Source organism: Proteobacteria bacterium CG1_02_64_396 (genome assembly GCA_001872725.1).
In the GTDB taxonomy this organism is placed as follows: domain Bacteria; phylum Pseudomonadota; class MNWR01; order CG1-02-64-396; family CG1-02-64-396; genus CG1-02-64-396.
The window spans coordinates 1-18,436 of sequence record MNWR01000089.1 but is presented as its reverse complement, the minus strand read 5'-3'; the positions used below and the strand labels follow the sequence as shown (position 1 = coordinate 18,436).

The following is an 18,436-nucleotide window of genomic DNA, read 5'->3' as shown; positions in this document are numbered from 1 at the left end:
AAGACGGTCCACGATGAGCCAACCCTGCACCGCAATGACGACACGTTCTTGGCGCCTGTCGCGCTGGTTGGCCGGGATGTGGCTTATCGCCACCTTGGGGCTGGCCCAGCCGGTTCAAGCAGCCCCCCTCTCCATTGATTTCAACGACGCCGAGATCCACGCAGTCATTAAGGCGATGGCCGAGATTACCGGCAGAAACTTCCTGGTCGACTCGCGGGTGAAGGGGCGGGTCTCTTTGGTGGGGCCCAACCCTATTGACGAGAAAGAGGCCTACCAGCTCTTCCAGGCGATGTTGCAAAGCATCGGTTTCACGGCGCTTGATGCCGGGGCAGTAACCAAAATCGTGCCGGTCGCCGACGCCAAGCAGATCGACGGACCTGTCGGGCTCGACCGCCGCCTGGGGGGGCAGGGGGACGAGATGATTACCCAGATCGTCCGCCTGGAGTACGCCAATGCTCAGATGCTGGTACCGGTGCTGCGCCCCCTGGTGAACCCCAACTCGGTATTGGTCGCCTACACCCCCACCAACGCGCTGATTATCTCTGATACTGCTGGGAACATTCGGCGGTTGACCAAGATGATCGCTGGACTCGATCTTCCCCTCTCAGACGCGCTCGCCGAACTCATACCTTTGAAGTACGCCTCGGCCTCGAACGTGCAGCGGATGGTTAAGGAGCTTTTCGCTTCGGGCGGAGGACAAGGGGCGGCAGCACAGCAGCAGGCCATTGGGCAGCGGTTGGCGATCATGGCCGACGACCGCACCAACACCTTGATTGTATTGGGCGACGAGCCGCAACTGCGCAAGGTGCGGGAGATGATCGCCACCATCGATGTCCCCACCGCCCAGACCAAAAGCAACATCCACCTGGTCACCTTGAGCAACGCCGACGCCGAAGAATTGAGCAAAATCCTCACGCAGATGTTGGGCAGTGGTGCCAAGCCGGGGGACGCCTCCCAGGCGCCGGTCACCTTCAACAAGGCGGTGAATGTGGTGGCCGACAAGGCGACCAATAGCCTCATCATCACCGCCGATCCCGCCGACTTCGAGGTTCTGGCCCCCGTCATCGAACAACTCGACGTGCGCCGTCAACAGGTCTTCGTCGAGGCGCTCATCATGGAGGTCAGCGCCAACAAAAGCCGTGAGTTTGGATTCGAGTGGCAATCGATGAACGGGGTGAACAGCTCGGGGGTCGCCGCCTTTGGGGGAACGAATTTCAACAACGCAAGCAGCACAGGGATTCGTTCGGTGGCGGGCAACATCACCGGTCTGGCGGGGGCCGATGGCCTGGCCATCGGGGTGGCCAAGGGGAGCATTACCTATGGTGGCAACACCTTTTTGAATCTGGGGGCGTTGGTGCGCGCCCTGCAAACCGATGCCGACGTCAACATCCTCTCGACCCCGACATTGTTGACCACCGACAACCAAGAGGCCGAAATTGTGGTGGGGCAGAATGTCCCCTTCATTACCGGTTCGTACTCCACGACAGGCAGTACCAGTACCACGACCGCCAACCCGTTTCAGACGGTGCAGCGACAGGATGTTGGGATCACCCTCAAGCTCACCCCCCAGATCAGCGAGGGGCAATTCGTCCATCTCGATCTTTACCAAGAGGCCTCTTCGGTCGCCCCTTCCACCACCGGCGCCGCAGACCTGATTACCAACAAACGCAGCGTGAAGACCTCGGTGGTGGTGCGCGATGGGCAGTTGGTAGCGTTGGGTGGGCTCATGCAAGACAACCAAACCACCACGGTGAAACAGGTCCCCTGCCTCGGGGCAATTCCGCTGCTGGGCGAGCTGTTTCGCTACACGGTGGCGGGCAACAGTAAAACCAACCTGATGGTGTTCTTGCGCCCCACGATCATCAATTCCTACGACGACCTCGACCGGGTCAGTCGCTTGCAATTCCGGCGCATGGACGATGTTCGGGTCGAACAGCAGTACAAGGGGACGTGGCTCTTCAGTCCCGAGAATCCCCCCAAGAAACTCTCAGACGCCGACCTCGACGCGGTTTTCAAAGGCGACGTGCCGATGGACGAAATCGAAAACGACGCCGCCAAATCCCCGGCCCCGCACCCCCGAGAAACCACACCTACCCAGCCGCAGCCCCACGGGGGGGAGAGCGGGGGACAGGGTGGCTGAGTCGCTGACCGATCAACCTGCCGAGGTGGTGACGCCCCTCCCTGCTGCCCCTCTGCGCATCGAGGATCTCCCCCTTGACCCCCGCTGGATTGGATCGGTGCCGATTCCCTATGCCCGCCGCGCCAAAGTGCTCCCCTTTGCCGAACACGAAGGGGTGGTCCAGGTCGCGGTTGGCGAGGGCGAGGATCCTACCGCCACCATCCGCGAACTGATTCATCTGCGCGCCGTGCTCAAGATGCCGGTTGCCGCAGTACCGATGCCCCCTGCGTTGTTTGAAAGTCTGGTCAACCGTGGCTACGACGCCTTGGGTTCGGCGCTGGAGGATGTCCCCGACCTGGCCGGGGAGGGGCTCGACGCCCTGGCTCAGGACTTGGTCCCCGCCGATCTGCTCGACGCCGAGGACGACGCCCCCATCATCCGGCTGGTCAACGGTCTGCTCAGCGAGGCGGTGAAAGACCGGGCCTCTGATATTCACATCGAACCCTACGAACGGGGGCTGGCGGTCCGCTTCCGGGTCGACGGGGTGCTCCACAACGTTCTGCGTCCCCCCAAGGCGGCTCAGGCGGCGCTGACATCTCGCATCAAAATCCAGGCCGGACTCGACATCGCCGAGAAACGGATCCCCCAGGACGGCCGCATCGCTTTGCGGGTGGCGGGACGCGAGGTGGATGTGCGCGTCTCGACCCTGCCGACCTCCCACGGCGAGCGGATTGTCATGCGTCTGCTCGACAAGGGTGGGCACCTGCTCACTTTGCCCGAGCTCGGCATTCCCGAGCTGGAGCGGGCCGCCATCGAAAAGATGATCCAGTCGCCCCATGGCATTCTGCTGGTCACCGGCCCTACCGGCTCGGGCAAGAGCACCACCCTCTACGGCGCCCTGACCACCCTTAACACTGCCGAGCGCAACATCATCACCGTCGAGGATCCGGTCGAGTACCAACTGGCCGGGGTAGGGCAGATCCAGGTCAATGCCAAGGTGGGGCTGACCTTCGCCTCGGGGCTGCGCGCCATCCTGCGTCAGGATCCCGACGTCATCATGGTCGGCGAGATCCGCGACCGGGAAACCGCCGAGATCGCCATCCAGGCCTCGCTCACCGGCCACCTCGTGTTCTCAACCCTGCACACCAACGACGCCGCCACCGCCGCCACCCGCCTGATCGACATGGGGGTCGAACCCTTCTTGGTCGGTTCGTCGCTCATCGGCATCCTGGCCCAGCGTCTGGTGCGCCGGCTTTGCCCCCACTGCCGCCGCGAGGCCGAGGTGACAGCGGCGGTGCAAGAGGAGCTGGAGTCGGTGATCGCCGCCCCGGTCCACTTCCACCCCGAGGGGTGCGACAAGTGTCTGGGGACCGGTTACATCGGCCGAGTCGGCATCTACGAATTGATCGTGGTCGACGACGCGTTGCGCGATCTGATCCAAGCCGGGGTCCCCTCCTCGAAACTGCGCGATGCGGCCAAGAGCAAGGGGATGCATACCCTGCGCGACAGCGGTGCACGCTTGGTCGCCCAGGGGGTGACCTCGGTCGAAGAGGTTCTGCGCGTGACCCGCATGGATCTGTAACCCGATGGCGCTCTTCCGCTACCAAGGGGTCAACGCCAAGGGGCGCAACGTTTCGGGGCTGCTTGAGGGCGACTCGGAGCGGCAGATCCGTACCAAGCTGCGTAGCGACGGCATCGCCCCCTTAAGCGTGACCCAAGAGCGGGCCGAGGCGGGGGAGGGGCCCAAGCGGGGGCGGCGGGCCAAGCGGGCCGAGGTGGTGCTCTTCACCCGCAATCTGGCCACCCTGCTCGGGGCGGGGATCACCCTGGTTGACGCTCTGGATGCCAGCCGTGAGCAGATGGAGGGGGAGTCCATCGAGCCGGTGATTGCGGCGGTGAAAGGGCGGGTCAACGAAGGCAGTTCGTTGGCGGGCGCGTTGAGCGACCACCCACGGGTTTTCCCCGATCTTTACCGCGCCATCATCGCCGCCGCCGAAGAGGCGGGCGCCCTGGGCCCCTCCCTCGACCGGCTGGCCGACTTTCTTGAGGAATCTGAAGCACTCAAGGGCAAGTTGGTGGTCGCCAGTGTCTATCCCGCCCTGATGACGGTGCTGGGTGGCGGCATTGTCGTCGGATTGGTGGCGGTGGTGGTCCCCAAGATCACCAAGGTTTTCGTCGATATGGGGCAGACCCTGCCGCTGCCGACCCGCATTTTGATGGGGATCAGCGACCTGCTCGCCCAGCACTGGGGGCTGATGTTGCTTGCCTTGGGTGTGCTGGCCGGGGGGATGGCTTGGGCCGTGCGGGGGGAGGAGGGGCGGCGGCGCCGGGACGGTTGGGTGCTTAAGGTGCCGCTGCTGCGCCGCTTGGTCATTCAGCTGGGGGTGGCGCGGTTTTCGCGCACCCTTTCGATTTTGCTCGGTTCGGGGGTGCCGATCCTCTCGGCGCTGCGCACCGCCGCCCCGTTGATGAACAACCGAATTTTAGAGGGCAAGGTGGCCGAGGCGGCGGGCGAGGTGCGGGAGGGGGGATCCCTAGCCCGCGCCCTGCAACGGCAGGCGACCTTCCCCCCGTTGTTGATTCAGATGATCAAGAGCGGAGAGGGGAGCGGCACCCTGGATCGTATGCTGGAGCGGGTCGCCGACCGGCTCGACCGGGAGACTGGCGCCACCCTCGCCGCCCTGATGGCGGTGGTTGAGCCGCTGCTAATTGTGGTGATGGCGGTGGCGGTCGGATTTGTGGTGGTGTCGGTGCTGCTGCCGATCTTCGAAATGAACGAGTTGGTGGGCAAACGATGAGGGGGCAGGCCGGTTGGTTGGGCGCCTGGTTGTTGCTGACGCTGGGGAGCCTCTCGAACGCCTGGGGCGATGTGCAAAACGTCCGCTTTGCTTGGGCGTTGCTCGGCGACGGGCGGGCCGAGGCGGCGCGGATCGAGTTCGAGCGCGCCCTTTTTTACGGCGGACTTTCCGAGGTTGAGGTCGCCGGGGCGATGGCGGGGTTGGTCGCCGCCCGCATCAAGGGGGGGCACGACGCCGATGCCCGGGGCACCTTGGCCCAGCTCGAAGGATGGCTGGGGGCACGCCCCATCTTGTGGAGCGACCCCGATGTGCAGGCTGCCATCGGCGAGATGAGCACCGCCCTGCTGCAAGGGGGGATCGACCCCGAGCCCTTTCTGCTCAAGGGGGGGGAGCACGAAAAAATGCGTTATTGGGCGGGGGCGGCGGCGTGGCAGCACGATCCGGCCCGCGCCTCGGCACTTTGGAAGCAAATCCCCGAGGGGAGCCCGGAGCGCACGATGGCCGAACTATGGCGGCGTAAAGCCTGGGACCACCCCCCCAAGTATTACGCCCCCGACAAGGCGGGATGGCTGTCGCTCATCCCCGGCGCCGGACATCTCTACCTCGACCGTCCCATGGACGCCCTGACCGCCTTCGGGGTCAACGCCCTGCTCATGGCCGCCACCGCCGACACCGTGCGCAAAAAAGAGTGGGGATTGGGGCTGCTGCTGGGGAGTGTGACGGTGACCTGGTACGGCGGCACGATCTTCTCGGCGGTTTCGCTGGCGCAGCGGCAGAACCGAGAGGAGCGGCTGCGGTGGCCCCACGACACCATGCCGGGCGGCTGGAGCATGCCGTGAAGCAGGCAACAATGGGTACAGCACTGACCGTGGCGGCGCTCCTGGCGGCGGGCTCCGCCTGGGCTGAGCCGGAGCCGACCCCCGGACGGGTCTTCATGCAGATCTACGGCAAGACCTTGTCGCAGATCGACGGCGACCGCTGCCCCTCCCACCCCAACTGCCTGCATTACGCCGGGCAGGCGGTGGCCCAACATGGGGGGCTGCTTGGCATTGGGCTGACGGTCGACCGGCTGATTCACGAGGCCGATCAGCGTTTTCGCGGCCCCTTTGTCGAAACCTCCGCCGGAGTGCGGATCGACGACCCTTTAAGAAGCAACGATTTCTGGCTCAAACAGTGATTTCAAAGGAGTTTAACGTGAAGCGACACGCCCCCCCCCGCTCCTCCGAGGCGGGCTTTACCCTGATCGAAATCATGGTGGTCATCGTCATTCTGGCGGTGCTCGCCACACTGGTCGCCCCCAAAATTCTGGGCCGCACCGACGATGCCAAGGTGACCAAGGCCAAGGTCGATATTCAAAGCCTCAACGGGGCGCTGGACATGTACCGGCTCGACAACGGCTTCTACCCCGGCACCGATCAGGGGCTGGAGGCGCTGGTGAGCCAGCCCTCCGGAGAGCCCGCCCCCAAAAAATGGCGGCAGGGGGGCTACGTCAACAAGCTGCCCAACGACCCCTGGGGTAACCCCTACTTGTACCTGAGCCCCGGCACCCATGGTTCGGTCGACATCTGGTCGCAGGGGGCCGACGGTGCGCCCGGCGGCGACGGGCTCGATGCCGACATCGGCTCTTGGAATCTCGACAACTGACGATGAATGGCCGCCGCCACAGGGGCTTCACCCTGCTGGAGCTGGTGGCCACCATGGCGATCATCTCCCTGACCATCGGTCTGTTCACCGCAACCCTGGTGGGGGATCCCAACGCGGCGCTGCTCGACGACGAGTCCGACCGGTTGGCCAAAACGATCCGAGCGATGGCCGACGAGACGGCGGTGACTGCCCAGGCGGTGCGGTTGGAATTCGACCTTGAAAAGGGGAGTTACCGCTGGCTGCAACTGCCCCAAAATCTGGGGGGATCGAGCGATGGCAAGCCGCCGGAGGGGATCCTGATGCGCGAGCGCCCCTTCGCCCCCCACACCCTGCCGCCCCAGGTGAAGTTGGGGGCGGCGGTCGGCCTGGACGGCTCCCCGGTGTTTTTGATCCTCCCCACCGGGGTAATCCCGGCGGGCAAGGTGGTGCTGGTTGCCGGAGATCAACAGCGGGTGCTCACCATTGCGCCGGGGATCGATCCGGTGCGCATCGAAAGCCAAGGCAGGGCGCCGTGACACCGCTTCGGTCCAACCGCGGCTTCACCCTATTGGAGGTCATGGTGGCGCTCGCCCTGGCGGCGGTGGCGTTGGTCGCACTGCTTGAAGGGCACGCCCGCTCGTTGCAGCAGCAGTTGGTGGTCGAGGAGCACATCAAGGCCACGGCGCTGGCGCGGCAGATGCTGCTCGAAGCCCGGCAGATCCCCTTCAACGCCCTGCGCGAGGATCACGGCGAAACCGAGGACAAAACCCTGACCTGGAACCGAGTGCTGCTCCCGAGCCTGACCGCCGACCTCAGGCAGGTGAACATCGAGGTCGCCCGTCCTGGCGAGGATGCCCCGCTGGTCACCTTGATAACCCTGGTGCGCAAGTGATGCGGCCCCAAAACAGCGGTGGATTCACCCTGATCGAGCTGTTGGTTGCCCTTGGGATCGGGGCGGTGATGGCGGGTTTTCTGTTCGGCATCGAGGCCCAGGTCGGCAGCGGCCAGCAGGCGCGGCGGGAGGCGGCGGGGGCCAGCGCCGCCCTCGACCGGGCGGGGCTGGCGCTGCAACGAGACTTTTTTGCCCTCGTCGAGCGGGACCCCGCCAACGACAAGCTCCCCAAGGATCTCCCCCCTTTTCAAGCCGACTTGGTGCGGTTGACCGAGGGGGGGAGCTTCTCTTTAAGTTGGGGCGGGACGGGCCGTTTGACCGGTTTCGACAGCGGCAGCAATTTGCAAAGGATCATCTGGGCCATGGTCGAAGAGGACCGCAGCCAGGGGGGGGATGTGCGCTACCGCCTGGTGCGCCGCACCCTCCCCATGGCCTGGGAGGGGATCCAAACCCCACCGGAGGAAACGGTCCTAACCGGTCTGACCGGCGGGCAGGTCGAGTTCTACAAGAGCGGTTCGGCCACCCCCCAACCCAATTGGGACAACCAAACCGGAGTCGCCGCCCCGGTGGGGCTGCGCCTCACCCTGTGGTTTCAAGGCGGTAGCCAGGTTTTGGCGGTGAGCCGATGAGGGGGCGGAGCAACGAACGCGGTGCGATCTTACTCATCGTGGTGGGGCTGATCGCGGTGTTGACCGTGCTGGTGACCCAGGCGCTGACCGATACCCAGATTTCGGTACGCAGGGCCACCAATACCGAGGATTGGAACCGCGCCTTCGAGGTCGCCCGTGGCGGCGCCGCCGCCGCCGAGGCGCTGCTGATCGAGGATGCCAAGGGGAGTGAGACCCAGAAACAGGACGATCTGAGCGAGGATTGGGCTCAGGTTCTGCCCCCCTTCCCGGTTGAGGACGGGGTGGTGGCGGTACAGATCGAGGACGGCAACCGCTACTTCAACGTCAACCGAATTTGGGAGGCTCAGGCCAGCGGCAACGGTACCGCCTCGGTGACCCATATCGACATCTTGTCGCGGCTGCTGCAAAACCAGGGGGCGCCGGGGCCATTGGCACTGGTGGTTGCAGACGCCCTTGATCCCGATGTTGAACCCCGTCCCAGTGGTGATGAGGGGGCGGGATACACCGACGGTGGACCCCGCAACGGCTGGTTCGACACCGACGCCGAGATCTGGCGGCTGCCGGGGTTGGGCGATCCCGAGGTGCAGAAGGTGCTGCGGCCCCTGGTGATGGCCGTCGATCCGGGGGTCAACCACACCATCAATGTCAATACCGCCTCGCCCCAGGTGCTGGCCGCAGCGATCGATACCAGCCTTGGAATTGCCGAGCAGGTGATTCATGAACGGCCGTTCGACGCGGTTTCAACCATGTACAACCTTCAGGTGTTGAGTGGTCTCACCACCCCCCAGGGAGTTTTCGACGTGAAAAGCGACCTCTTCCGCATCAGCGCCACCGCCCGCTTTGGCCGCGCCCAAGCGACGGTGATCCGTTGGGTGCGCCGCAACGGCACGACGATCCAGACGATCCGTCAGGAGGTCCCCCTGTGGTGACGGCGGTCCGCACCCAACAGGCGGCGCTGGCCTTCGATGGCCAGGCGCTCTACCTCATCACCCCCGAGGGACAGATGCGGCTGGAGAGCGTTGCTGCATTGCCCGAGCCCCCCCCCCGGCTGCGCACCCTGGTGTGGTGCGATCCCTTGCCGGTTCGGGCCATGACCTTGCCGGTGCGCGACGCCCGCTTGCAGGTGCTGGCGACCGGCGCGGTCGAGGATCTCTGGCCCGGCGAGATGCGGGGTTGGTTCGTCGCATCTTTGCCTGCGGGGCACGGCAAACCGGTGCCGGTGTTGGCGGCGGCGCTACCCGAAGCGCTGCTGCAAGAGCGGCTGTCGATCCTGCGTGAGGCCGGTTGGGAGCCGCAGCGGCTGGTGTTGCCCGAACACGGTTTGGCCCAACTGTTGGGCAAACAAGCGCAGGGGTGGTACCACTGGGTCGCGGGCAACCGCTGGGTCCACATCGAGGGGGGTGAGGTGGTCGACGCCCTGCACCTCGATGGGATCGATCTGCCCGAGGGTTGGATCCCGGCGCTGGAGGTCACGGTGCTCAACGAGGAGGATTGGCCCTGGGAGCGGGTGCTCACCGCAGCCATGCAGGCACGGAGCAAAAATCTGCTGTTGGGCCCCTATGCCCCCTCGTCGCTGGGACGCACCCTGTGGCGCCAGGGGCGGGTGGCCGCCGCCATGTTGGCCGGGGTGATGGTGCTGGCGCTGGTTCTGAGTTGGGTCGGCGCCTCCCAACAGCTCGACCGGGCCGCCGCGATTCAAGCGGGGTTGGGGGCGCAGTACCAAGAGCTCTTCCCCGGTGCCCGCGTGGTGGTCCCCCTCGATCAGATGAAACAAAAGGTCGACGCCCTGCGCCGCTCGGTTGGACGGGCCGAGGCGGGGGTGGTCCCTCTGCTGGCCAAGATGCAGTCGGCGATTGCCGGATTCGATTTGCAGGTTGAGGAGATCGAGGTGACCGACGGGGCGATCAATCTGCGCGGTCAGGTGGCCAGCTTCGACGCCGCCGAACAGTTGCGGGCCAAACTCGCAGCCCTGGGCGAGGCGACCATTGCCGATGCCCGCTCCCAAGAAGATAAAGTCCGGGTGACCTTAAGGGTGCTGCGGGCCGAGGGGGGGGCGTGATGGAACAAATGATGGCGTGGTGGCTGGAGCGCGAGCCCCGTGAGCGTTGGGTGCTGGGGGTCGGCGCCGCCCTTTTGTTGCTGGTGCTGATCTCGGAGGGGATCGTCTCCCCTTTGGCCGAGCGTCACCATCGGGCCGAACGGGCGTTGCAGGCGGCGCAAGAGGCGCAGGGCAAAATGGCGGGGTTGGTCGCCGAGTACCGGGCGCTGCAAGCCCGTAATCCGCAGGGGGCGGGCGCCGCCCAGAGCGGGTCGCCCTTGTCGCGGGTCGAGGCGGCGGGGCGCAACGTCGGCATTGGCGACCGCATCAGTCGGATCAAGCCGATCAAGATCGGCGACAGCGAGCGGGTGTCGGTGCAGGTTGAGCAGATCGCCTTCAAAGATGCGATCCGCTTCATGGCTGCCATCGAGTCGGGGGGGAGCGGCGACCGGATCGAGCGGATGTCGATCAAGGAGCGCTACCGCGAACCGGGGATGTGTGATCTGCGGCTGGAGGTGGGGGGATGAAACGCGCCTGGATTATGGGGGGGGTATGGCTGCTCCTCACCGCCCTGTTCACCGTGGTGCTTTGGCCCATCGATCCCTGGCTTCGTCCTCAGATCGAGAAGATCCCGGCGGTGGCTCAGGTCGGTTCCATCGAGCGCGAGGGCTTGAGCCTGAACGTGCACGCCTTGACTTTACGCCTGCCCGGCAATCCCGACCCCCTCAACATCGACCTCGCCACCCTCTCCCCTGCTTGGGGGCGGCTGCTCACCTTCGACCCAGCCGCCGAGTTTGAGCTTCGGGCGGGCGACGACCGGCTAACCGGCCAATCCGACAGCAACGGATCCTTGCAAGAGGTGGTCGGCGCCCTGCATCTGCAACGCTGGCTACCCGCCTACGGCGAGGGGCTGCTCAACCTGAGCGGCGCCATCCAAACCGCCAATCCGCTACGCAGCGACCTGACCGCCACCTTAAGCGGCGCCACCCTGCGTTACATGGGGCTGGCGCTACCCGTCGACACCCTGACCTTCAAGGGGGCGGGGGATGGCGGCAAATGGAGCGGCACCCTGATCGGGGCGGGGCTCGACCTGAAGATCGCCCTGCGCGCCACCCCCGACGGCGCGATCAACGCCACCCTCTCCGGCCTCTACGCCCCGGCCTCAGCGCAACGGGCCCAGCTGGCCCCCTTCCTGCGCATGATCGGCAACCCCGATCCCCAGGGACGCTTTCCGATTCAATGGAGTGGGGTGGTGCCGCTGTAATCAGGCTGTAGGTTTTGCAACGGAACCGCTCAATCACCTGTCGAATCGGTTACACTCCCCGCCCCATTTCCATCACGACACCCCCCGAGAGAGTCCCATGTCCGCTGCCTCCTGGGCCATTTTGGGCACCGCCCTCTATCTGTTGATCGGCAACTTCGCCTGGGTCAACCCGCTGGCCATCCGTCGCCGCCTCGTCGGTCTGTTGATTTGGCTGGCGGGCTTCGGCCTGATCCTGGTCTTCGCCGACTTTGCCGAGAAGGCGATTGCCGGTGCGGCCCACGCCCAGGAGTCGATCAATTACTGGATCTACTTCCTGGTCTACCTGCTCATCAGCTACCCCGGCTTTTTCGTGGCGATGCAACAACACGCCCGTTTGCACAAGGGAGCGGCCAAGCCTGCGGTTACGCCGCCTACCGAAGCCCCCCCCGCCGAACCCACCTAAATCACGAACACCCAAAGGGCCGATCCATGACCCCAACCTTTATCGTCACCCCCAACGCGCTGCGCCTGATCGATCAGCGGTTGCTCCCCTTCGAGGAACAATGGTTTGACGTGACCGATGCCGCGACCGCCCATGACGCCATCAAGCTGATGGTGGTCCGGGGCGCCCCCGCCATCGGGGTGACCGCCGCCTTCGGTATGGCCTTCGAGGCCCGCAAGGATTTGGACGATGCCGCTTGGCAACAGGCGAGCGCCGACCTCAACGCGGCCCGTCCCACCGCCGTTAACCTGCGTTGGGCTTTGGAGCGGATGACGCGGGTGCGGGCTGCCGGGGCCGACGCCGCCGCCCTCTTCGTCGAGGCCCAAGCGGTTTTGGATGAGGATGTGGCGATCAACAAGGCCATCGGCGCCAACGGTGGCCCCTTGATGCCGCGCCAGGGGGGGATTTTGACCCACTGCAACGCCGGTGCCCTGGCTACCGCCGGATACGGCACGGCGCTCGGGGTGATCCGGGCGGCGGTCGAAGCGGGGGCCAAGGTCACCGTGTATGCCGACGAAACCCGCCCCTATTTGCAAGGGGCGCGGCTGACCGCCTGGGAGCTGATGGCCGACGACATTCCGACCACCCTGATCTGCGACAACATGGCGGCCCACGCCATGAAAACCGGACGGATTCATGCGGTGGTGGTAGGGGCCGACCGGGTCGCCGCCAACGGCGACGCCGCCAACAAAATCGGCACCTTGCAAGTGGCAATCGCCGCCAAACATTTCGGCATCCCCTTCTATGTGGCGGCGCCGCTGTCGACCATCGACTTAACCACCCCGACCGGGGAGGGGATCCCCATCGAGGAGCGCGATCCCAAAGAGGTTACGCAGCTGCGCGGGTTGCCCACCGCCCCAGAAGGGGTGGGGGTCTTCAACCCCGCCTTCGACGTTACCCCCGCCGCACTCATCACCGGCCTGATTACCGAGCAAGGGGTGGTCAGCCCGGTGAACGAGGCGGGGATCCGTGCTCTGTTTGCCGAAGAGTGAACCCAAAATGAGCAAGTTCTGGAGTCAGGTGGTCCGCGACCTGGATCCCTACGTCCCCGGCGAGCAGCCCCGGGACAAGCGCTACATCAAGCTCAACACCAACGAAAGCCCCTACCCCCCCTCCCCCAAGGTCATCGAGGCGGTGCGGGGGGCGGTGGGGGGCGACCTGCGCCTGTATCCCGATCCGACCGCCCGCGATTTGTGCCACACCCTGGCCCGCTATTACGGGCTTGAGGCGGCCAACGTCTTTGTCGGCAACGGCTCGGACGAGGTGCTGGCGCTGGCTTTTTATGCGTTTTTTAAACAAGGGGCTCCGATCCGCTTCCCCGACGTGACCTACGGCTTTTACGAGGCGTGGTGCGGTTTTTTCGAGATCGCCTTCGAGCAGATCCCGCTCGATGAGGGGTTGCAGATTCGGGTCGAGGATTACGTCCACCCCTGCGGCGGGGTGATCGTCCCCAATCCCAACGCCCAGACCGGGCGGCTGCTGGGTTTGGAGGCGATTGAGGCGCTGCTGCAAAGCCAACCGCTGCGGGTGGTGATTGTGGATGAGGCCTACATCGACTTCGGGGGGCAGACGGCGGCGGGATTGGTGGGGCGCTACCCCAACCTGCTGGTGGTGCAGACCTATTCCAAATCCCGTTCGCTGGCTGGAATGCGACTCGGCTTTGCCCTGGGACAACCCGAACTCATCGAGGGGCTGGAGCGGGCCAAGAATGCGTTCAATTCATACCCCATCGACCGGCTTGCCCTGGCGGCGGGGGTCGCCGCCATCGAGGACGAGGATTACTTCCGCGTCTGCCGCGACAAGGTGATCCAAACCCGGCAGTGGACGGTGGATGAGGTCAAAAAGCTCGGCTTCGAGGTGGTCCCCTCCAGCGCCAATTTCATCTTGATCCGCCACCCCGGTTTTGCCGGGAGGGATCTGCTGGAGGGGCTCAAAGCCAGGGGGGTGCTGGTGCGCCGCTTTGGCAACGAGCGCATTGTCGATCATCTGCGGGTGACCATCGGCTCCGACGATGAGATGGCGGCCTTCGTGCAGATGCTGGGCGAGGTGGTGGGGTAGGTTTTGTTGGGGGGGGTGGATGTGCTTGCGCTGATCCACCTTCGGGCGGCCACTTTGCCATCACCCCAACGTCGTCAATCCCACGATGACGATGCTCAGACTCAGGTTGATCGTCGCCAGCTTGCGCACCCCAGCCAGGGCGATGGCTTGCTCTTCGGTGGGGGGCGATCCGGCGGGGCGTAGCGCCAAGGCTTCAAGGGTTTCGAGGTAGCGCTGCCGCAAGTAGGCATAGACGACGATCATGACCAGCGCCAGGGTCAGCTTCAGGTAAATGGCGCCCATGGGCATATCGATGGTCAGCCAGGGGCCGGTCGCGATCAGCACAAAGGCGGCGACCGCCACCGCGTTGAGGAAGCGGATCAACACCGTCGGCATCAATTGCGGCGGGGGCGGGGCAGTGAGTCGGGGTAGGCTGGGAATGAGCATCGTCAGCACAAACATCATGCCGCCGATCCAGAAGATGGCGGCCAACAGGTGAGCGGTGGTGAGTAGGGTGAGCATTGGGTTCCTCCGTAGGTTGGGGCTCAATCATGCAGCGGCCGTGGGCAAAAAAAAACGCCGCTGGGCGGCGGCGAATTAGAGGATCAAACCGGAAGGAGGAAGACCGGGGGGCAAAGGGGGGGATATGCCGCCCCGGTCTTGGCCACCTTGGTAGGCGACCTCCGGGGTTGGTTCCCAGGAATATTCGTAGAGGCAAAAAAATGTTTCGGATTCTGCTGGTCCTCTTCATCGCTGTGCCGCTGATCGAGATCGGCCTCTTCATTCAGGTGGGGGGCTGGATCGGTTTGTGGCCGACGTTGCTGATTGTTTTGCTCACTGCGGTGATCGGCGCCTGGCATGTGCGGCGCGAGGGTTTGGGGGTGATCGCCCGTCTCCAGCACGATCTGGCCTCGGGCCGCCCCCCCGCCCGCGCCCTGGTCGAGGGGGCGGTGTTGCTGGTGGCGGGCGCCCTGCTGCTCACCCCCGGATTTTTCACCGATGCGGTCGGCTTCACCCTGCTCACCCCCTGGGCGCGCGACAAGATTTTCCAGACCCTCAAGCGGCGGGTGATGCCGTTTGAGGTGATCGATCAAGATCCGTTTGGGTAAATCGTTTAGATAATCGCGGCGAGGACGCCGCTCCCACCATGCCGGGCTCCGTTGAAGCACTAGGTTTTGTGGGAGCGGCGTCCTCGCCGCGATGATTTGTTCTTTCCCCGAGGCCCCCATGTCCCAACTCACCCACCTTGACGATCAAGGCCAAGCCCACATGGTCGACGTCGGCGGTAAGGCCGAGACCCGGCGCGAGGCGTTGGCGCTCGGGCGGATCGAGATCGGCCCTCAGGTCATGGCGGCGCTGCTGGCGGGTGATACCCCCAAGGGGGATGTGATCGCCGTGGCGCGGGTCGCCGCGATTCAGGCGGTGAAGAAGACCTCGGATCTCATCCCCCTGTGCCACCCCCTGCCGGTGCGCAAGGTCAGCGCCGAGTTCGAGGTTTTGCAGGAGGAGGGGGCCATCGAGGTTCGGGTGTTGGTCGCCTGCACCGGCCCCACCGGGGTCGAGATGGAGGCGCTTACGGGCGCGGGTGTCGCCTGCCTGACCCTGTACGACATGCTTAAAGGGATCGACAAAGGGATGACCATCGGGCCGATTCAGCTGCTCGAAAAAAGGGGTGGCAAGAGCGGCGATTGGGTGCGGGGATGAACCCGCCGGTCGTCTGCTTCGTGGGCCCATCGGGCAGCGGCAAGACCACCCTACTGGAGAAGGTCGTCGCCATCCTGAGCAACCAAGGGATCAAGGTGGCGACGCTGAAACAGACCCACCACCCGGTGGAGTGGGACACCCCCGGCAAGGATACCTTCCGCATGCGCCGGGCCGGGGCTGCCGTCACCCTCCTCGCCACCCCCCACGCCACCTTCCTGGCCCAGCCTGCCGCCGCGCCCCAGCCGCTCGAAGCGCTCCTTCCCCTGCTGCCCCCCGCCGATCTGGTGCTGGCCGAAGGGTTCAAGTCTTCCCCCTTTCCCAAGCTGGCGGTGCTGCGAGCAGCCCACCCTTGGAATCCCGGCGATCTGATCCATGTGGTGGCGCTCGCCTGCGACCTGCCCCCCTCGGATGCCCCCTGGCGGCACCTCGACATCAATGCCCCTGCGGCGGTCGCCGCCTGGTTGCAGGAACGCCTTCCATGACCCGAAAACCGACCCCTCGCACGATTCTGGTCAGCGGTGGCAACCGTGGCATCGGCCTTGAGGTCTGCCGCCAGCTTGCCGACCTTGGCCACAAGGTAATTCTGGGCGCGCGCGACCATGAGGCGGGCATTCACGCCGCCCACGATCTGGCCCGCAAAGGACTGACGGTGCAGGTCGAGCCGCTCGATGTCGGCGATGAGACCTCGGTGCAGGACTGCGCCGCCCGGCTGCATCGGGTGGGAATCCACGTCGAGGGGTTGGTCAACAACGCCGGAATCTACCCCGAAGCGGGGCTGCTCGACCTGACCACCCCCATGCTGGAAGAGGCGATGAGGGTGAATTTTTATGGCCCTTTCTGGCTCTGCTGCGCGTTTGTCCCCGGCATGATCGCCCGTGGCTTTGGTCGGGTGGTCAACGTCTCGTCGGGGATCGGTTCCCTCAACGCCGGGTTGCCCGGCACCGCTCCCTACGCCCTGAGCAAGGCGGCCCTCAATGCCCTGACGGTTAAGCTGGCCGGCGAGGTACGGGGGCAGGGGGATCTCAAGGTCAACGCGGTGTGCCCCGGTTGGGTGGCGACCCGTATGGGGGGCAAGGGGGCGCCGCGCTCGGTGGCGCAAGGGGCCGACACGGTGGTGTGGCTGGCGACCCTGCCCGAAAACGGCCCCTCGGGGGGCTTTTTTCGCGACCGCACCCCGATTGCCTGGTAGTGCCCCCGTAGGTTTTTCACCCCCCCCTCGTGTATCCTTGCCCCCTCGTTCACCAGTCCCCCAGAAGGTTGTACCCATGAGTCAATTGATCGACGGAAAAGCCCTGGCAACCCAGATTCGTCAAGAGATCCGCGCCAGTGTTGAGACCCGTATCAAAAGCCACAACCGGGCGCCCGGCCTTGCAGTCGTTCTGGTGGGGGAGGATCCCGCCTCGTCGATTTATGTGGCCAGCAAGCGTAAAGATTGCCAAGAGACCGGCATCCGCTCCTTCGGCTTCGACCTGCCCGCCGACACCACCCAAGAGGAGCTGCTCGCCCTGGTCGAGGAGCTCAACGAGCGTGAAGATGTGGACGGCATCCTGGTGCAGCTCCCCCTGCCCAGCCACCTCGATGCCAAACCGGTCATCGAGGCGATCCACCCCGACAAAGATGTGGATGGTTTCCACGCCTTCAACATGGGCCGTCTGGCAGTGCGCCAACCGATGCTGCGCCCCTGCACCCCCTTCGGGATCATGAAGCTGCTCGAAACCACCGGGGCGGCTTTGAAGGGGCTCGATGCGGTGGTGGTGGGGGCCTCGAACATCGTCGGCCGCCCCATGGCGATGGAACTGCTGCTGGCCGGTTGCACCGTCACCGTCACCCATCGCTTCACCCGCAACCTTGAGGCCCATGTGCGCGACGCCGATTTGGTGGTCGCCGCTGCCGGCAAACCTGGTTTGGTGAAGGGGGCGTGGATCAAACCGGGGGCGATTGTCGTCGACGTGGGGATGAACCGGCTGCCCGATGGCAAGCTGGTCGGCGATGTCGATTTTGAAGAGGCCGCAAAACGGGCCTCGTGGATCACCCCGGTTCCCGGCGGGGTCGGCCCCATGACCCGCGCCATGCTGCTGGTCAACACCCTCTACGCCGCCGAGACGTTGCATGGGCAAAGGGGAGCAGGTTCTGCCGGGGGTAAACACCCCAAGGGCATTTCTGAAAACCGTTAGGGAAGCGCTGATTTAATGGCGCTTCTGCGCCGCTCAGGGATGGGCCAGCAAACGCAGAAACGTAAGCGACTGAAGCGAAAGGAAGTCGAAAACCACGCCGCTTCATGGTGCCTAGGGTTTCGATTCCCACCTTAAAAACCGCTGGGAAAGCCGTTTTAGAGGTGCCCTTGTAAGATCGAAGGATGTCTCTGGATAAACGTGGAACTCGGGGGTAATGAGGAATGAATAGATTCTTGGGAGCCGCTATTTTTTTAGGCATTATGATGTTATATGGGTGTGCGAGTTCATCGTACGATACGGCTAATTATCGAAATAGCTCCTTCGATTCAACCCATATTGCGGTTTCGCCGAACAGCCTGAGCCAAGAACAGATCGTGGCCATCATGGTGGGGTGGACCCCACTCCTTGGACAGTTTGGGGGCGAAAATTTGTAAACGGTTAGTGGCGGTGGGTGGTTCCGCCGTGGGTTTGATGGACCTGTTCTGGGGTCTTGCCGCCGAGGGCACTGTGGGGGCGCTCGGTGTTGTAAAACCGGAAGTAGCGGTCGAGCCCCTGGTGCAGCGCCACCCCATCGGCATGGTCGTACAGGTAGATCTCTTCGTACTTCACCGTGCGCCACAAACGTTCGATGAAGACGTTGTCCAGCGCCCGGCCCCGTCCGTCCATGCTGATGAGAA

The 18,436-nt window shown here is 64.8% G+C and carries 22 protein-coding genes and 1 pseudogene; 21 read left to right on the top strand and 2 right to left on the bottom strand.

Annotated elements, in window-relative coordinates; genetic code table 11:
• Window positions 1-13 precede the first annotated feature (13 nt).
• The 16 genes from AUJ55_10350 to AUJ55_10275 all read left to right on the top strand — a co-directional run bounded on the left by AUJ55_10350 (window position 14) and on the right by AUJ55_10275 (window position 13,902).
• Window positions 14-2,140 (top strand): type II secretion system protein GspD, encoded by a 2,127-nt coding sequence (locus AUJ55_10350; protein OIO55388.1) that lies wholly within the window; start codon window positions 14-16, stop codon window positions 2,138-2,140.
• The gene (locus tag AUJ55_10345; protein ID OIO55387.1) at window positions 2,133-3,701 is read left to right on the top strand and encodes a type II secretion system protein GspE; all 1,569 of its coding nucleotides are present in this window, start codon (window positions 2,133-2,135) and stop codon (window positions 3,699-3,701) included. Before AUJ55_10350 ends, AUJ55_10345 begins: the two co-directional genes overlap by 8 nt.
• Window positions 3,702-3,705: 4 nt before the next feature.
• A complete protein-coding gene (locus AUJ55_10340; protein OIO55386.1) occupies window positions 3,706-4,917 on the top strand; it encodes a type II secretion system protein GspF in 1,212 nt (403 codons plus the stop codon).
• Window positions 4,914-5,756: a hypothetical protein gene (locus tag AUJ55_10335; protein OIO55385.1), complete on the top strand. Its 843-nt coding sequence runs from the start codon at window positions 4,914-4,916 to the stop codon at window positions 5,754-5,756. Before AUJ55_10340 ends, AUJ55_10335 begins: the two co-directional genes overlap by 4 nt.
• A gap of 11 nt (window positions 5,757-5,767) precedes the next feature.
• The gene (locus AUJ55_10330) at window positions 5,768-6,094 is read left to right on the top strand and encodes a hypothetical protein (protein ID OIO55384.1); all 327 of its coding nucleotides are present in this window, start codon (window positions 5,768-5,770) and stop codon (window positions 6,092-6,094) included.
• A gap of 74 nt (window positions 6,095-6,168) precedes the next feature.
• A complete protein-coding gene (locus AUJ55_10325; GenBank protein OIO55420.1) occupies window positions 6,169-6,561 on the top strand; it encodes a type II secretion system protein GspG in 393 nt (130 codons plus the stop codon).
• A 2-nt stretch (window positions 6,562-6,563) separates the two neighbouring features.
• Entirely contained in the window at window positions 6,564-7,076 is a 513-nt protein-coding gene (locus tag AUJ55_10320) for a hypothetical protein (GenBank protein ID OIO55383.1), read from the top strand.
• A 41-nt stretch (window positions 7,077-7,117) separates the two neighbouring features.
• On the top strand, window positions 7,118-7,432 hold the full coding sequence (locus tag AUJ55_10315) for a hypothetical protein (protein OIO55382.1): 315 nt from the start codon (window positions 7,118-7,120) through the stop codon (window positions 7,430-7,432).
• Window positions 7,429-8,061, top strand: a complete 633-nt coding sequence (locus AUJ55_10310; GenBank protein OIO55381.1) for a hypothetical protein — start codon at window positions 7,429-7,431, stop codon at window positions 8,059-8,061. Before AUJ55_10315 ends, AUJ55_10310 begins: the two co-directional genes overlap by 4 nt.
• On the top strand, window positions 8,058-8,990 hold the full coding sequence (locus AUJ55_10305) for a hypothetical protein (GenBank protein ID OIO55380.1): 933 nt from the start codon (window positions 8,058-8,060) through the stop codon (window positions 8,988-8,990). The genes AUJ55_10310 and AUJ55_10305 overlap by 4 nt, the downstream gene beginning before the upstream one ends.
• The gene (locus tag AUJ55_10300) at window positions 8,984-10,120 is read left to right on the top strand and encodes a hypothetical protein (GenBank protein OIO55379.1); all 1,137 of its coding nucleotides are present in this window, start codon (window positions 8,984-8,986) and stop codon (window positions 10,118-10,120) included. Before AUJ55_10305 ends, AUJ55_10300 begins: the two co-directional genes overlap by 7 nt.
• Window positions 10,120-10,626: a hypothetical protein gene (locus tag AUJ55_10295; GenBank protein OIO55378.1), complete on the top strand. Its 507-nt coding sequence runs from the start codon at window positions 10,120-10,122 to the stop codon at window positions 10,624-10,626. Before AUJ55_10300 ends, AUJ55_10295 begins: the two co-directional genes overlap by 1 nt.
• Window positions 10,623-11,363, top strand: a complete 741-nt coding sequence (locus AUJ55_10290) for a hypothetical protein (GenBank protein ID OIO55377.1) — start codon at window positions 10,623-10,625, stop codon at window positions 11,361-11,363. Before AUJ55_10295 ends, AUJ55_10290 begins: the two co-directional genes overlap by 4 nt.
• Before the next feature lie 97 nt (window positions 11,364-11,460).
• Window positions 11,461-11,805: a hypothetical protein gene (locus AUJ55_10285; GenBank protein ID OIO55376.1), complete on the top strand. Its 345-nt coding sequence runs from the start codon at window positions 11,461-11,463 to the stop codon at window positions 11,803-11,805.
• Between the two features lie 26 nt (window positions 11,806-11,831).
• On the top strand, window positions 11,832-12,836 hold the full coding sequence (locus AUJ55_10280) for an S-methyl-5-thioribose-1-phosphate isomerase (GenBank protein ID OIO55375.1): 1,005 nt from the start codon (window positions 11,832-11,834) through the stop codon (window positions 12,834-12,836).
• Window positions 12,837-12,843: 7 nt separating this feature from the next.
• Window positions 12,844-13,902, top strand: coding sequence for a histidinol-phosphate transaminase (locus AUJ55_10275; protein ID OIO55374.1), 1,059 nt, complete (start codon window positions 12,844-12,846; stop codon window positions 13,900-13,902).
• Window positions 13,903-13,962: 60 nt separating this feature from the next.
• Here AUJ55_10275 and AUJ55_10270 read toward each other — a convergent pair whose 3' ends face one another.
• Window positions 13,963-14,403, bottom strand: a complete 441-nt coding sequence (locus AUJ55_10270) for a hypothetical protein (protein ID OIO55373.1) — start codon at window positions 14,401-14,403, stop codon at window positions 13,963-13,965.
• Between the two features lie 200 nt (window positions 14,404-14,603).
• Between AUJ55_10270 and AUJ55_10265 the strand changes: the two genes are divergently transcribed.
• The 5 genes from AUJ55_10265 (at window position 14,604) to AUJ55_10245 (ending at window position 17,759) form a co-directional block, all read left to right on the top strand.
• Window positions 14,604-14,990 carry a hypothetical protein gene (locus AUJ55_10265; protein OIO55372.1) on the top strand — a complete coding sequence of 129 codons (387 nt, stop codon included), beginning with the start codon at window positions 14,604-14,606 and terminating at the stop codon, window positions 14,988-14,990.
• 118 nt (window positions 14,991-15,108) lie between these two features.
• Window positions 15,109-15,585 carry a molybdenum cofactor biosynthesis protein C gene (locus tag AUJ55_10260; protein OIO55371.1) on the top strand — a complete coding sequence of 159 codons (477 nt, stop codon included), beginning with the start codon at window positions 15,109-15,111 and terminating at the stop codon, window positions 15,583-15,585.
• Complete coding sequence (locus tag AUJ55_10255; GenBank protein ID OIO55419.1) at window positions 15,582-16,067, top strand: molybdopterin-guanine dinucleotide biosynthesis protein B; 486 nt, start codon at window positions 15,582-15,584, stop codon at window positions 16,065-16,067. The genes AUJ55_10260 and AUJ55_10255 overlap by 4 nt, the downstream gene beginning before the upstream one ends.
• Entirely contained in the window at window positions 16,064-16,774 is a 711-nt protein-coding gene (locus AUJ55_10250; protein ID OIO55370.1) for a hypothetical protein, read from the top strand. The genes AUJ55_10255 and AUJ55_10250 overlap by 4 nt, the downstream gene beginning before the upstream one ends.
• Before the next feature lie 76 nt (window positions 16,775-16,850).
• Window positions 16,851-17,759 (top strand): bifunctional methylenetetrahydrofolate dehydrogenase/methenyltetrahydrofolate cyclohydrolase, encoded by a 909-nt coding sequence (locus tag AUJ55_10245; GenBank protein ID OIO55369.1) that lies wholly within the window; start codon window positions 16,851-16,853, stop codon window positions 17,757-17,759.
• A gap of 438 nt (window positions 17,760-18,197) precedes the next feature.
• On the opposite strand, the pseudogene AUJ55_10240 reads toward AUJ55_10245, so the two are convergent.
• Window positions 18,198-18,436, bottom strand: a pseudogene (locus AUJ55_10240) (hypothetical protein).